The sequence below is a fragment of the Pseudoalteromonas sp. NSLLW24 genome (assembly GCF_015864725.1).
GTDB classification, from domain to species: domain Bacteria; phylum Pseudomonadota; class Gammaproteobacteria; order Enterobacterales; family Alteromonadaceae; genus Pseudoalteromonas; species Pseudoalteromonas arctica.
Map to the genome: position 1 here is coordinate 247,333 of NZ_JADYWQ010000001.1, position 16,191 is coordinate 263,523.

Here is a 16,191-nt window from a genome sequence, read left to right on the forward strand (position 1 = left end):
ATATTCGCGCCGCTTATGTCGGCAAAACACATTTTCAATATTTGGTTAGAAATAGGCAACTATGGGCAAATCGCTAGTAATTGTAGAGTCTCCTGCTAAGGCTAAAACAATTAATAAATATTTAGGTAATGACTTCATCGTAAAGTCCAGTATTGGGCATGTACGAGATTTACCTACTTCAGGTTCGAGCAAAGCTAAAGTGCCGGCAATTAAAACGCCAGCAGAAGTTCGTAAAATGGAACCTGAAGAGAAAGCAGCGTATAAAAAGCAACGAGATTATACAAACTTAGTCGCGCGTATGGGTATAGACCCAAATCAAGGCTGGGATCCGCATTACGAAATACTGCCTGGTAAAGAAAAAGTTGTTCAAGAATTACAAAAGCTGGCAGAAAATGCAGACCAAATATATCTCGCAACGGATTTGGATAGAGAAGGGGAAGCAATTGCTTGGCACCTTCAAGAAATCATTGGTGGTGATCCTGCTAAATATAAGCGCGTAGTTTTTAACGAAATTACTAAAAACGCAATACAGCAAGCGTTTGAAACACCTGGCGAGCTCAATACTGATATGGTTTACGCTCAGCAAACACGTCGCTTTTTAGACCGTGTTGTTGGCTTTATGGTATCACCTTTATTGTGGGCTAAAGTGGCCCGTGGACTTTCTGCAGGACGAGTTCAGTCTGTTGCGGTACGTTTATTAGTAGAGCGTGAGCGTGAAATTAAGGCGTTTATCCCTGAAGAATTTTGGGATATTCACGCTGACGTTAAAAATACTGAGTCTGAGTTACGTTTAGAAGTAGCCAAACAAGCAGGAAAGCCTTTTAAGCCTGTAAATGAAGCTCAGGCTAGCGCAGCGGTTAAAAGCCTTGAGAATGCAGAATACAAAGTAATTAGCGTTGAAGAAAAACCAAGTAAAAGTCGCCCAAGTGCGCCATTAATTACTTCAACCATGCAGCAAGCAGCAAGCACACGTTTAGGTTATGGCGTTAAAAAGACCATGATGCTTGCTCAGCGTTTGTATGAAGGCGGGTATATTACGTATATGCGTACTGATTCAACTAATCTTTCGAAAGATGCCGTTGAAATGTGTCGTGAGTATGTAACAAACGAGTTTGGTGCTAAATACTTACCAAAAGATCCAATTAGCTACAGCTCTAAAGGCAATGCACAAGAAGCGCATGAGGCAATACGTCCTTCAAGCGTTACCGTGTTATCTGGTCATGTTGAAGGTGTAGACGCCGATGCTAAAAAGCTGTACGAGCTAATTTGGCGTCAATTTGTAGCGTGCCAAATGGTACCTGCTGAATACGATTTAACAACACTAACTGTTGCAGCTAACGACTTCCAGCTTAAAGCGAAAGGCCGTGTGCTCCGCTTTGATGGTTGGACAAAAGTACAACCTGCAATACGTAAGAAAAACGAAGAAGATCAATCACTACCGGCTGTTAAAGAAGGTGAAGTCCTTACTTTAATCGAACTTGATCCTAAGCAACATTTTACTAAACCGCCAGCGCGCTTTAGTGAAGCAAGTTTAGTAAAAGAGCTTGAAAAACGCGGTATTGGTCGTCCATCTACTTATGCGTCAATTATATCAACGATTCAAGATCGTGGTTATGTACGTGTAGAAAACCGCCGTTTCTTTGCTGAAAAAATGGGTGAAATAGTTACCGATCGCTTGGTTGAAAACTTCACTGATTTAATGAACTTTGATTTTACAGCTAAAATGGAAGGCCGTTTAGATGATATCGCTGAAGGCGAGCGTGTATGGACTCAAGTTCTAGATAAGTTTTATGCTGATTTTTCAACGCAATTAACTGTTGCTAAAGACGAGCCAGAGAACGGTGGTATGCGTCTTAACGAGATGGTTGAAACTGATATTGAATGTCCTACGTGTAGCCGAAAGATGGGTATACGAACGGCATCAACTGGTGTTTTCTTAGGGTGTACAGGTTACAGCCTTCCGCCAAAAGAGCGTTGTACTACAACAATGAACTTGGTGTCGGGTGATGAAGCAGTTGCAGCTGATGTAGAAGATGTAGAAACTGAAAAGTTAATGCAGATGAAGCGTTGTCCTATTTGTGAAACTGCAATGGATTCATATCTAATCGACGAAACCCGTAAATTACATGTGTGTGGTAATAACCCGGCATGTAAAGGGCATATTGTTGAAGAAGGTACCTTTAAAATTAAAGGCTATGACGGACCAATTATCGAATGTGATAAATGTGGCTCTGACATGGAACTTAAATCGGGTCGTTTTGGTAAGTATTTTGGCTGTAATAATGACGAGTGTAAAAACACACGTAAACTACTTAAAAGTGGCGAAGCTGCTCCACCAAAAGAAGATCCTGTTCACATTACTGAGTTAGAGTGTGAAAAGTCAGATGCGTATTTCGTATTACGTGATGGCGCCGCTGGTATATTCTTAGCTGCAAATACTTTTCCTAAGTCTCGTGAAACACGTGCACCTAAGGTAGAAGAGTTAAAACGCTTTAGAGACCGTATCTCGCCTAAGTTTTATTACTTAGCAGATGCACCTGCTAAAGATCCTGATGGTAATCTTGCTGTTGTACGCTACAGCCGTAAAAATAAAGCTCAGTATGTTATGACTGAAGTTGACGGTAAAGCTACTGGCTGGACTGCTCATTATGAAGCAGGTAAATGGACAGAAGAAGCGAAGAAAAAGGCAGCACCTAAAAAGAAAGCTGCTGCAAAAAAGGTACCAGCTAAAGCAAAGCCTAAAGCGAAAGCTAAAAAAGAAGATGAATAAGCACGTTATCGCTTATTCATAACTTTTTATAGGTTTTAAAAAACCATAAAAAAACCGGAATGCACAGCTTGTGTCTATTCCGGTTTTTTTGTGCCTAGTTAAATGTTTTCGCAACGGCTTTATTAGCAGTACATTCAACTAAGCGTATTGGAGATACCAGTTTTATTAAAAAATGGTCATTATATTGCACTAAATAACCCACTCACTGCGTTAAAAAACATTCATATAAAACAACTATATGTCATGCTATTGAGCTATTTTCTTAGCGCTAAAATAGATCACTAATTTAATGCAATTGGTATGATTAAATCTTAACAGAAGATACTTTTTTATAGCCTTCAGATTCAAGCTCATCATTTACGCATTTTAATACGTAGGCATTTAGCTCTTCATTGCTTACGTCATCATCTTTAGCCCAGTTAACACACATTTCTGTGTATTCTTTTACCATTTCGGCTGAAGCTGTTGGCGCATCGTCTGCTACCGCGTAAGTCGCAGATACTGCAAATAGTGGAGCTACGATTAATGCTAGCAATGCTTTTTTCATTCGTTTATTCCTAAAAAAATGGTGTGATGACTGATTTACCCAGTTTAAGATTAGGTTTAAACCAGTAGTGCCCAATCCAGAACAACTCTGTTGGTATACTGATTTTTAAACGAAAACGAAATAAAAGATAACGAAATTTTTTTATCGTGAAGATGAGTAATTTACTTGTCAGGATTTCGCAGCATTGTGTTGCAGTGGTTTATAAGCTAAGGTCGCTTTTTTTAATTAAAAGACAAATCAATGTCATCACACACCCCTAATAAAAAACCACGCCAAGCTAATAAAGTAGAGCATGCATTAGAATCTTTTATTTTTAAAGGGCGTTGGCTACTAGCCCCATTTTTTGTGGGTTTACTATTTGCAGTTGTACTGTTGTTAATAAAGTTTTTTAAGCAGCTTTATTTAATGGGTATTGCGACATTTACAGCAACAAATCAAGAGTTACTTGTCGGTATTCTAACTTTAGTTGATACGGCATTATTAGCGGGGTTATTGCTGATCATTACATTTAGCGGTTACGAGAACTTTGTTTCTAAGCTTAATATTGATAATCATGAAGACAGACCATCTTGGATGGGAAAAGTTGGTTTTTCAGGTCTAAAGATGAAATTAATAAGTGCGATAGTCGCTATTTCTGCTGTTGAGTTATTAAAAGTATTTATAAACTCAGGCGCATATCCAAGTGATGAGCTACTTTGGAAAGTGACTATTCATGTTACGTTTGTAATGTCAGGCGTTTTATTTGCTTTAACTGACTACTTAAACAGTAAAACCCAAAGTCATTAGAAAAATTAAACGCATAAAAGAGCCCAAGTAATTTACTTGGGCTTTTTATGTTTAGAGCTTAGCTGTAATATTAAGTGTAATTATTGATGTCATTAACACTTTGCATAAAAGCAAGCGAAAGGCTCAAGTGTTAGTGTGTCTTGGCTTAATTTTGCGCTGTGGTGGCTAAGCTCATTGTATTCTTTAACGATTGATGTTGGCATATCAGTACTTGTTTGTTGAGAGCTTAGATTAAACATGCACAGCATTTTTTGCGGTCCAAGCGTTCTATAAAAAGCAAGCACAGGCTCAGGCGTTTCAATAAACTCAATATCACCCTCTAGTAAAACAGTTTGGCTTTTGCGCCACGCCATAAACTCACGATAGGCGTTTAAAATTGAGTTGCTATCATTAGTTTGCACAGCGACTGATTGCTGTTTGTGTGCATCATCAACAGGTAGCCAAGGTTTTACATCACTAAAACCCGCATGAGGTGAATCAACTTGCTCCCAAGGCATTGGCGTTCTACAGCCATCACGCCCTTTAAAGTTAGGCCAAAATGTAATGCCGTATGGGTCTTGTAAGTCTTCAAAGGCAACAGATGCTTCACCTAAACCAAGCTCTTCACCTTGGTACATACATACACTGCCACGAAGGGAAGCAAGTAGGGCGGTTAGCATTTTACATTGCTGAGGGTTTATTTCGCCATTTTCGCTCCAGCGACTTGCTACGCGCTCTACATCATGGTTGCTAAATGCCCAACACGGCCAACCCTCAGTCATACGTTGTTCAAGAGTTTGAACCGTAGTTCTAATATATTCACTTGAATAATCATTTGTTAAGAGCTCAAAGCTATATCCCATGTGCAGCTTATCGCCACCTTGGGTGTACTGCGCCATTGTCGCCAATGAATCTTCTGATGAGATTTCGCCAAGCGATACAGTACCTGGGTATTTATTAAGTAATGTGCGAATGTCTTGCATAAACTCAATATTTTCTGGCTGAGTGTTGTTGTAGTAATGATACTGAAATGCGTATGGGTTATCTTCACTAAAACCACGACCCTGGCGCTTATCTTTTGGTTTAGCTGGGTTATCGCGAAGTTGTGCATCGTGATAACAAAAGTTAATAGCATCTAATCTAAAGCCATCAACGCCTTTTTTAAGCCAAAACTCTACGTTATCAAGTACAGCTTGTCTTACGTCAGGATTATGAAAGTTTAAATCGGGTTGTTCGGTTAAAAAGTTATGCAAATAATATTGCCCACGGCGAGGTTCCCACTGCCACGCGCCACCACCAAAAATAGACAGCCAATTATTAGGTGCTGTGCCGTCATCTTTAGCTTCAGCCCAAACATACCAATCCGCTTTATCGTTATTTTGATTTTCGCGGCTATCTGTAAACCATTGATGCTGATCTGATGTATGGCTTAGTACTTGGTCAATTATGATTTTAATATTGCGATCATGGGCTTGGCTAATAAGTTCATCAAAATCGTTTAAATCACCAAAAAGCGGGTCAATGTCACGGTAGTCACTAATATCGTAGCCAAAGTCTTTCATCGGCGATTTGAAAAAAGGTGAAATCCAAATTGCATCAACGCCTAAGCTTTTAATGTAATCAATACGATTAATAATCCCTTTTAAGTCACCAATACCATCGTTGTTGCTATCTTGAAAGCTACGCGGATAAACTTGATAAATAACCGCACCTTTATACCACTGCTTTTGGGTCATGCTTTTCTCCGTCATTCCACACAGTATTTAGACTATTCTTTATTGTGATTACGATTAATCACGTTATTTTCAAAAAGCATACGTGAAGCCTTTAATTCTGTAAAAAGTCTGCATACGTATGCACTAAAAATAATGCAATAAAATTATTTAAAATAAGCGCTTAGCGCATCTTTAGCGGTGTTCGTTTTGTGTGTTTAATGTTTACCAATTATGTTATTCATTCATTTTTTAGTTAAATTTAACCTAACAGTTTGTACTATAAAGGAAATATACCCTTGGTTTTACTAGGAATGGTCTGACCAATTTAACACTTAGTAAATGTGCAATTATTTAAAAGTTATATAACAGCGCTAATTAATTTCATCTTGTTTACATTCAAGTAGGAAGGCTATTAGTTTTCTACAAAATAGATTTAATCTGTCATGCTCTTTCAGTGTTTTTTGTTTTGCTTATTTTTAATAAAATCATGTGGTTAAAATTATATATGTGTAATATATGTTAATTTTAGGCTACATTGAAATTGTTGAATACGTATGCATAAAGTTGTTAATAAAATAAATCTGGCGTTAATATTCATCCTGACAACAAAATTAGCTCGCCTTGTTTAACTATCACTTAAACATTGAACGCGGGTATCACAATATGGGTAACGGGAAAACATTATGTCTATGTTCAAACCAAGTATATTAACTTTGGCATTAACAGCTGCAGGCTTATCAAGCTTTGCTACACAGGCTGCTCAAGAAGATACAATAAAAAAAGATGATGTAGAAGTTATCGAAGTTAAAGGCTTTCGTGGCAGTGTTGTAGAATCAATCAACACAAAACGCTTCTCTACACAGGTTGTAGAATCTATATCGGCTGAAGACATTGGCAAATTGCCAGATTCTTCAATTGCTGAATCGATTGCGCGTTTACCCGGTTTAACCGCCCAGCGCTTAGATGGTCGAGCAAGTCGTGTCTCTATTCGTGGTTTTGGCGAGAATGAAAGTGGCACAACGTTTAACGGTCGTGAGCAGGTATCGATTGGTGATAACCGTGGTGTAGAGTTTGACCTTTATCCATCAGAAATAATGAGCGGTGTAACTGTTTATAAAACGCCAAATGCAAGTATTGATGCTGAAGGTATTGCCGGTGTTATTAATATGCAAACCGTGCGCCCTTTAAGTAAAGGCGAGCGTGTTGTGCAAGTAAATGGGCAGTATGAGCAAACCAGCTTTGGTAAATTAAATCCAGACGGTAATGATGACGGTTACCGAGGCACTATTTCATACATTGACCAGTTTGCTGACGATACAATTGGTGTTGCCTTTGCTTTAAATACAATGAGTTCACCAAATCAAGAAAAACGTTGGAACTCGTGGGGCTACCCAGAATTCACTGAAAATGGTAACGATTATTCAATTTTAGGTGGCGCTAAACCATTTGTACGTTCATCTACACTTGAGCGCGATTCTGCAATGCTTGTACTTGAAGCCGCACCTACAGATAAATTAAACATGACGTTTGATGCGTTATATGTAGATTTTACAGATGAAAAAATTCTACGCGGTATTGAAGTTCCGTTTGCATGGGGACAAGGTAGTATTGATGCAAATAGTGTTGTAGTTGATGAAGCATCTGGCTTTATAACTAGTGCAGTAACACAAGGCCAACGTGTAGTAGTTCGAAACGATTATGAAGAACGCGAAGCGGAACTTACAGCTTTTGGTTTTAATACTAAATATGATATTGACGATTCGTGGTCAGTAGAGTTTGACGCAAGCTACTCACAAGTAGACCGTAAAATCTGGAGTGTTGAGAGCTACTCAGGTACAGGGCGTGGTGATGCTCGCGGTGTTGCAGATAACTTAGGTTATACATTTAATGGTGGAAACACCGGCGCAAGCTTTACTCATGACTTAGATTATAGCGATTATGGTTTAATACAGTTAGGTGGCCCGCTATCGTGGGGTGCAAGCTCTGCACTTAACGATAAATATGGTTTAACTGGTACTGAGTATGAAAACCAAGCGCAAGATGGTTTTATTAATGCACCGACCATTGAAGATGAGCTGTCAACATTAAAAATAGCGGCTTCAAAGGTATTAGAAAACGAGTACATAAGCTCTATTGAATTTGGTATGTCTTACAAAGAACGTGAGAAAACAAAAGATTCAGAAGGTTACTTTATGACGTTATCTAGCTTTTCGCTTGATAGCCCAGGCATGCTTAATGTGCCAGAACAGTACCGTAACGGAAGTGTTGATTTAGGCTTTATAGGCATGGGCGATATGATTGCTTATGACGTAAATGGCTTAGTTAACGACGGTTATTACGACTTACTGGCAGAGAGCTTAACAAATACAAGTCATGCGACTAAATCGTGGACTGTAAAAGAAGAAATTACTTCTGCATTTGTTCAAGCAAATATTAATGCTGAAGTAAGCGGCCTTGCATTAACGGGTAACGTGGGCGTGCGTTATGTACAAACTGATCAATCATCACAAGGTAATGCATTTAGTACTGTTGATGGTGTGGTTGTTACATCACCGACAAACATAAGTCATGATTACTCGCACGTATTACCTAGCTTAAACCTGTCACTTGCGATTGATGAGCAACAAACGATACGTTTTGGTGCTGCTAAAACAATTTCTCGTGCACGCTTAGATGAAATGAATTCATCAGTTAATGCTTCATATAATCAAACACCTGATGAAAATGGCAACTATTGGTCTGTATCGGGTGGTAACCCAAATTTAGAACCTAAAGAAGCAACCGGCTACGATTTTACTTACGAGAATTACTTTAGCGATGAAGGTTACTTCTCTGCTGCGTTTTTCTATAAAGATTTAACTCAGTGGATTTTTGACGGCACGTATGCAATTGATATGTCAGGCGTAGCTGACCCTTCAACAGGTGAAGTTCCTGCAACAGCATCAGGTACAGGCAGCGGTAAAATAAATGGCGGCGGTGGCGATTTATATGGTTACGAGCTTTCACTAGCGTTACCATTTAAAATATTCCATCCATCTCTTGAAGGTTTTGGTTTAATTGCCAGCCATACAGGAATAGAGTCTGATATAGAGGATCAAAACGGTAACGATTACGAGCTACCAGGTCTTTCGGATAAAATTCAAAGCTTAACAGTTTACTACGAAATGCATGGTATGCAATTACGTACCAGTATGCGCAAACGCAGTGCCTTTAAAGGTGATGTATATGGTTTAGGTTTTAACACTGAACAAGTTGATATTTTAGGTGAAACTATTTGGGATGTTCAAGCAGGTTATGACTTCTCTGAGGCCGGTATTGAAAGCCTTGAAGGTTTATCTGTTCAGTTTCAAGTACAAAACTTAACTGAAGAACCGTTTACGTCACTTTCTGGCGATAATGCTCTACAAGTACGTGACTACCAAGATTACGGTCGTACTTACTTGTTAGGCTTTAGTTACAAGCTATAATAAAAGTTGTGTGTAGAAGCCCTTGTGATTTGTTTTACAAGGGCTTTTTTATAGCTAGTTTATCAAACACTGATTAATACCAATTCGCTTAATTAAGTTTATTGAGCGCTGTATTAAAGCGTGGGCAATAATATGAAACCAATAAAACATGTCGTAATTGCAGGCGGTGGTACCGCAGGGTGGATAACAGCAGCACTGCTTAATAAAGTGTTAGGTAAAGTAATTAATATCACACTAATAGAATCATCAGCTATTGGTACGGTAGGAGTGGGTGAAGCAACGATACCGCCCATTATGCAACTTAATAACGCGCTGGGTATAAACGAGCAAGATTTTATTAATGCCACTAATGCTTCAATAAAATTAGGTATAGAGTTCGAAAACTGGAAAACGCCAGGGCATAGCTACATGCATGCGTTTGGCTCGTTAGGTAAAGATTTTCCCTTTTGCGATTTTTATAACTTTTGGTTAAAAGGTCAAATTACGGGTTGCGAAGACGACTTATGGGATTTTTCACTCAATTACCAAGCGGCTAAACAGCATAAATTTGCACCCCTCAATACAATTCCTAATACCCAACTACCTGGGCTGAGTTACGCATATCATTTTGATGCGACGCTTTACGCTGAATACTTAAAAAAGTTGGCTATATCGCGCGGTGTTAAACACATAGATGCAAAAATAAGCCATGTTGAACAATGCGATACAGGCAATGTTAAAAGCCTAGCACTGGATAACGACAGTCAAATTAGTGGTGATTTATTTATAGATTGCACCGGGCTGCGTGCCTTGTTAATTGAGCAAACACTTAATACAGGGTTTATTGATTGGTCTCATTACTTACCATGCGATAGTGCAGTAGCCGTACAAACAAAAAGTACTCATGAGCTTAAGCCCTATACGCGATCGATTGCACATAGTGCTGGTTGGCAATGGCAAATACCACTGCAAAATCGTATTGGCAATGGCCTTGTTTATTGCAGTAGATACTTGTCAGATGATGATGCTAAGCAGTTACTGCTAAAAAGCTTACCCGCTGAGCCAATTACAGAGCCCCGGATTATAAAATTCAAAACAGGTCGGCGCTTAAAGCAGTGGCATAAAAACGTGGTCGCGGTTGGTTTATCAAGTGGATTTTTAGAGCCGCTTGAGTCAACTAGTATTCATTTAATTCAAACTGCGGTTACACGCTTAATTAAACTATTTCCACATAATGGCATTAGCGATGCGTTAGTAACGCAGTTTAATAAACAAAGCGTTATTGAAATAGAGCATATACGCGATTTTATTATTTTGCATTATAAACTCACCGAGCGAGAAGATACCCCGTTTTGGCGTCAATGCATGCAAATGGATATACCAAATTCCCTTACCCATAAACTGAGTTTATTTAAACAAACAGGCAAAGTAGTGCGGGAAGACGATGAGCTATTCGCTGAGGTTGCTTGGCAGCAAGTCATGATAGGGCAAGGACTTATCCCTGATGACTATAACAGTATTGTTGATTCACTAAGTGATGATCAACTGAGCGATTTATTCTCTACTTTAAAAACATTGATAAACTCAACAGTTGCGCAGCTACCAACTCACCAGAATTTTTTAGCTAGCATTAAAAAGGTATAACAATGCGATTTTTAAACACACTTTTACTAGTAAGCGCATGTAGCTTACCAAGCTTTAGTTATGCACTTAATGTAGAGCCTGCCAATTGGTGGGTAGGCATGAATAAAAATAACATTACAGTTCTAGTGCATGAGCAAAATATAGCTAACGAAGAATTTAAATTAGATCAGTATAAAGGGGTTGAACTTAATAACGTAACACGCACTGACAACCCTAATTATGCTTTTCTACATTTAAATATTAGCGATAACGCTAAAGCGGGAACGCTTCAATTTAAGAGTAGCGATCCAGTACATAGCTTTGAATTTCCTTTACTTACCCGAGATAAACACAGCGCGCAACGTCAAGGTTTCACAAATGCAGATGCTTTATATTTAATTAACCCAGATCGCTTTGTAAATGGTGATGAAAAAAACGATACAGTTAGAGGTATGCTAGAGAGTGAAAATACAAGCTTTAAAGGCGGGCGACATGGCGGTGATATTCAAGGTGTAATTAATGCACTGCCGTATTTAAATAAACTAGGCGTGACACAGCTTTGGCTAACACCTGTGCTTGAAAACAACATGCCAGATTACTCTTATCATGGTTACGCGATCACAGACTTTTACAACGTTGATCCGCGAATGGGATCAAATAATTTATACAAAACGTTATCAATAAAGGCTAAAGAGCAGGGCATTGGGCTTGTTATGGACATGGTGCTTAATCATTTTGGTTCTGAGCACCTGTGGATGAAGGATAAACCAACTCAAGATTGGATTAACTTTAATGGGCAGTTTGAAAATGGCAAAAATGCCACAAGCCATGCGCGCCAAACAATTCAAGATCCACACGCAAGTAACTACGATAAACGCCAGTTTAGCGATGGTTGGTTTGTCGCTAGCATGCCCGATTTAAACCAGCGCCAACCATTATTAAATGAGTATTTAATTCAAAATGCAATTTGGTGGATTGAATACTCAGATTTAAGCGGTATTCGTGTAGATACCTATTCTTATTCAGATAAAGCGTTTTTAAGTGATTGGACCAAGGCCATTATGGATGAATACCCACACTTTAATATTGTTGGCGAAGAGTGGACTTCAAACCCTGCAATAGCGTCGTATTGGCAGCGCGGTAAAGTTAATCAAGATGGGTATGTGTCAAGCTTACCCAGTGTGATGGACTTTTCGTTGCAAGAGGCGGTAATTCGAGCTTTAAATGAAGATGAAAGTTGGAGTACAGGCTGGGTTAAAGTATATCAGTCATTAGCTAACGATTTTTTATACCCAGACACCAATAACATTATGGTGTTTGCTGATAACCACGATATGAGCCGTGTATATACGGAGCTTGGGCAAGACTTAGCTAAAACTAAAATGGCGATGACTTTGTTTTTAACAACGCGCGGCATTGCACAAATATATTATGGAACCGAAATATTATTAGATAACACGCCGAGTAAAGATCATGGTGATATACGCATTGATTTTCCAGGTGGGTTTAAAAATCAAAACGCCAATGCGTTTACTGGAATAGGTTTAAGTAAAGAGCAGCGCGATATGCACAAGACTATAAGCACGCTACTTAACTTTAGAAAGCAAAGCCCGGCACTTACAAAGGGTAAGCTCGTTCATTTCAGCCCGAACAATGGTGTGTATAGTTATGCTCGCGTTAGTGATACGCAAACAGTATTAGTTTTTATGAATAAAAACAAAGTAAAACAAAAGCATAATCTTGATTACATGCAAGAAGTTATACCAAAAAATGCCAATGCGAAGGCATTATTCACACAACACACTTTTAAACTAACTAACAGTATTAACTTAAAGCCAATGGCTGCTACGGTATTAGTGATTAATACGCCGTGAATGTTTAAGTGAATACGTATGCAGCAACTGTATGCTTGCTGCAGATATCTTTAGTATAAAGCTATAACACTACTGACAAAAAGACACACAATGAAAAAATCAGTTTATGTACCCGCATTACTGTGCAGCGCACTTATAACAAGTGCGTGCTCAGACAATAATGAAACCGAACAACAGCAAGCGCCTAAACAGGCGCAAAATGAGTTAACAAAGCCTGTTGTATACCAAGTATTTACACGCTTATTTGGCAACACACAGACCGCGAATGTGCCTTGGGGTACAAAAGAGCAAAATGGTGTAGGTAAATTTGCCGATTTTAACGATGCTGCACTTAAAGGTATTAAAGAATTGGGGACAACCCATGTTTGGTATACCGGTGTTTTACATCATGCGCTAGTGGGCGATTATACCGAGTATGGAATTACGCAAGATGACCCTGATGTAGTTAAAGGCCGTGCAGGTTCACCTTATGCAATAAAAGATTACTACGACGTAAACCCAGATTTAGCCATAAATGTGACCAATAGAATGGGTGAGTTTAGTGATCTGATTGAACGCACTCATAAGCATGGCATGAAAGTGGTTATAGATATTGTACCTAACCATGTGGCTCGTAATTATAAATCAGTAGCAAAACCCAAGGGAATAAATGACTTTGGTGAACAAGACGACACCAGCAAAGAGTACGATAAAAATAATAACTTTTATTATGTACCAGGTCAGTCTTTTCAGGTTCCAACATCACAAAGCTATCTAGTTTTAGGGGGGAGTACTCACCCTTTAGCTGACGGTTTTTTTGATGAAACCCCAGCAAAATGGACGGGTAATGGTGCGCGTGCACCAAAGCCAGATATTAACGATTGGTACGAAACCGTAAGAGTCAATTATGGCGTTAAGCCTGATGGCAGCTATGACTTTCCTGTATTACCTAAAGAGTTAGAAAACCAAGATTATCGCGCTCATTATGCGTTTTGGCAAAATAAGGAACTGCCTAATAGCTGGTATAAATTTAGAGATATCACTCTTTACTGGCTTGATAAAGGCGTTGATGGTTTTAGGTACGATATGGCCGAAATGGTGCCGGTTGAATTTTGGAGCTTTTTAAATTCATCAATAAAAATGCAAAAGCCCGATGCGTTTTTATTGGCTGAAGTTTACAACCCACAAATGTACAGAGTGTATATTCAGCAAGGAAAAATGGATTACTTGTATGACAAAGTCGGCTTTTACGACACATTAAAAGCCATTATGCAGGGTAAGCAAGCTGCTAATACTATTTTTGCAGCCCAAAGCCAAGTGGCTGATATTGAAGCGCACATGCTGCACTTTTTAGAAAATCACGACGAACAACGCATTGCTAGCCCTGATTTTGCAGGTGATGCACGCTGGGGGAAACCAGCAATGGTCGTTTCTAGCTTAATGAGTCGCGCACCTACTTTATTATATTTTGCCCAAGATGTGGGGGAGGACGGATCTGAAAACGCAGGTTTTGGCACATCTACCCGCACCAGTATTTTTGACTACATTGGTGTACCAGCGCATCAAGCATGGATGAACAACGGCAAATTCGACGGCGCTAACTTATCGAGCGAGCAAGCATCACTTCGTGATTATTATAAGTCAATAATGGCTCTCAATAGTTTGCCCGCTGTTGTAGGTGGAACCATGTCAGAGCTTTCACTTAGCAATAGCGAACGCGTTGTTGGTTTTGTACGCTCGCTGGGACAGCAATCTATTTATGTTTTTAGTAATTTTAGTGAGGAGCCACAAACGGTATTAATTAATTTAACACCAGAGCAAGCAAATACCTTTGAGCGAAATAAACCGCTACACGACTTACTTGAGCAAAATACGGTAAAGATCATCACTGACAAAGAAGTTACAAAGCTTATGCTTTCGCTAGATGCATTTAGTAGCGCAGTTTTAACTAATAAGGCTAATCATGAATAATCAAAATAATAATTATGACAGCAACAAACCAAATCTAAGTTTTTGGCAAATATGGAATATGTGCTTTGGCTTTTTAGGCATTCAATTTGGTTTTGCACTACAAAACGGCAATGTGAGCCGTATTTTTCAAACCCTAGGCGCACAAGTTGATGATATTCCTATTTTATGGGTTGCAGCACCGCTAACGGGCTTAATAGTGCAACCAATAATTGGTTATTGGAGTGATAAAACATGGGGACGTTTTGGTCGTCGTCGTCCATTCTTTTTCATAGGGGCGGTACTTACTACTATCTCACTCTTTATCATGCCGCATTCACCAACCCTTTGGATTGCTGCAGGTATGTTATGGATTATGGATGCCTCAATCAATGTCACTATGGAACCTTTTAGAGCACTTGTAGGCGATAACCTGCCAGAAAAACAACGCGCTACAGGTTACGGGTTACAAAGCTTTTTTATTGGTATTGGTGCGGTATTAGCCTCAGCGCTACCATGGATGATGACCAATTGGTTTGATGTAAGTAATACCGCTGCGCCAGGGCAAATCCCTGAATCTGTTAAATATTCATTTTATTGGGGTGGGGTCGTATTGCTAGTCGCAGTTCTTTGGACAGTTATGCGAACCAAAGAATATAGCCCTGAGCAATTAGCTGCTTTTGAAAACCACACTGCCAAACCGACTAACACCGCATTAGTAGATATCAACTTCAATAAAGGTGCCATTATTTTTGTGGTGCTAGGTTTAGCAACCCTTGCATTAGTAATGGGTTTATCGCTTGAAAAAGAGTTATACCTACTTGCTGGTGGCTTACTAGCGTTTGGTATTGTGCAGTGGATAGCAAGCGCATTAAAGGCTGCTAACAAAATACAAGGCGGTTTTTACCAAGTAGTACAAGATGTATTTACCATGCCAGAGGCAATGAAGCAGCTTGCTTGGGTGCAGTTTTTTAGCTGGTTTACGTTGTTTGCTATGTGGATATACACCACAGCCGCAGTAACAAGCTTTCATTACGGCAGCAGTGATGCAACAAGTAAAGCCTTTAACGATGGGGCTGATTGGGTCGGTATTTTATTTGCAGCTTACAACGGCTTTGCGGCTATTGCCGCTATGTGTATTCCATTTTTAGTTAAAAAAATGGGCTTAAAAGGCGCACATTGCTTTAACTTATTACTAGGCGCATTGGGCCTTGCGAGCTTTATGTTTATAACAGATCCAAAAATGCTCCTTATTCCAATGATAGGCGTTGGCTTTGCATGGGCTTCTATTTTATCGCTTCCTTATGCAATGTTAAGTAACGCACTACCGAGTAATAAAATGGGCGTGTATATGGGTATTTTTAACTTCTTTATTGTTATACCGCAATTGCTTGCTGCTAGTATTTTAGGGCTTATTTTACGCCACGTATTTTCTAACCAGCCTATTTACGCATTATTAATTGGTGCTGCATCATTCGTTGTTGCTGCGATTGCTGTAATGCGCGTTAAAAATTCAAACTAAGGG

Annotated in this window: 9 protein-coding genes; 7 read left to right on the forward strand and 2 right to left on the reverse strand. The window is 39.2% G+C overall.

Going from position 1 to position 16,191, the window contains the following annotated elements; translation table 11 throughout:
- The first annotated feature begins 61 nt into the window (after positions 1-61).
- Positions 62-2,770, forward strand: coding sequence for a type I DNA topoisomerase (gene topA, locus I6E72_RS01075; protein WP_197110814.1), 2,709 nt, complete (start codon positions 62-64; stop codon positions 2,768-2,770).
- 304 nt (positions 2,771-3,074) lie between these two features.
- Here the strand turns inward: topA and I6E72_RS01080 are convergent, their stop codons facing one another.
- Positions 3,075-3,317 (reverse strand): hypothetical protein, encoded by a 243-nt coding sequence (locus I6E72_RS01080; RefSeq protein WP_007582596.1) that lies wholly within the window; start codon positions 3,315-3,317, stop codon positions 3,075-3,077.
- A gap of 240 nt (positions 3,318-3,557) precedes the next feature.
- Here I6E72_RS01080 and I6E72_RS01085 point away from each other — a divergent pair, with 240 nt between their 5' ends.
- Positions 3,558-4,103 (forward strand): TIGR00645 family protein, encoded by a 546-nt coding sequence (locus I6E72_RS01085; RefSeq protein WP_007582598.1) that lies wholly within the window; start codon positions 3,558-3,560, stop codon positions 4,101-4,103.
- Positions 4,104-4,195: 92 nt separating this feature from the next.
- Here I6E72_RS01085 and I6E72_RS01090 read toward each other — a convergent pair whose 3' ends face one another.
- The gene (locus tag I6E72_RS01090) at positions 4,196-5,818 is read right to left on the reverse strand and encodes an alpha-glucosidase family protein (protein WP_197110815.1); all 1,623 of its coding nucleotides are present in this window, start codon (positions 5,816-5,818) and stop codon (positions 4,196-4,198) included.
- 662 nt (positions 5,819-6,480) lie between these two features.
- Between I6E72_RS01090 and I6E72_RS01095 the strand changes: the two genes are divergently transcribed.
- The 5 genes from I6E72_RS01095 (at position 6,481) to I6E72_RS01115 (ending at position 16,188) form a co-directional block, all read left to right on the forward strand.
- A complete protein-coding gene (locus I6E72_RS01095) occupies positions 6,481-9,264 on the forward strand; it encodes a TonB-dependent receptor (protein ID WP_197110816.1) in 2,784 nt (927 codons plus the stop codon).
- A gap of 132 nt (positions 9,265-9,396) precedes the next feature.
- Positions 9,397-10,887 carry a tryptophan halogenase family protein gene (locus tag I6E72_RS01100; RefSeq protein ID WP_197110817.1) on the forward strand — a complete coding sequence of 497 codons (1,491 nt, stop codon included), beginning with the start codon at positions 9,397-9,399 and terminating at the stop codon, positions 10,885-10,887.
- Between the two features lie 2 nt (positions 10,888-10,889).
- Positions 10,890-12,740, forward strand: a complete 1,851-nt coding sequence (locus I6E72_RS01105; RefSeq protein WP_197110818.1) for a glycoside hydrolase family 13 protein — start codon at positions 10,890-10,892, stop codon at positions 12,738-12,740.
- Between the two features lie 90 nt (positions 12,741-12,830).
- Positions 12,831-14,690 (forward strand): alpha-amylase family glycosyl hydrolase, encoded by a 1,860-nt coding sequence (locus tag I6E72_RS01110; protein ID WP_197110819.1) that lies wholly within the window; start codon positions 12,831-12,833, stop codon positions 14,688-14,690.
- On the forward strand, positions 14,683-16,188 hold the full coding sequence (locus I6E72_RS01115) for an MFS transporter (protein WP_010555040.1): 1,506 nt from the start codon (positions 14,683-14,685) through the stop codon (positions 16,186-16,188). Before I6E72_RS01110 ends, I6E72_RS01115 begins: the two co-directional genes overlap by 8 nt.
- Positions 16,189-16,191: the final 3 nt, after the last annotated feature.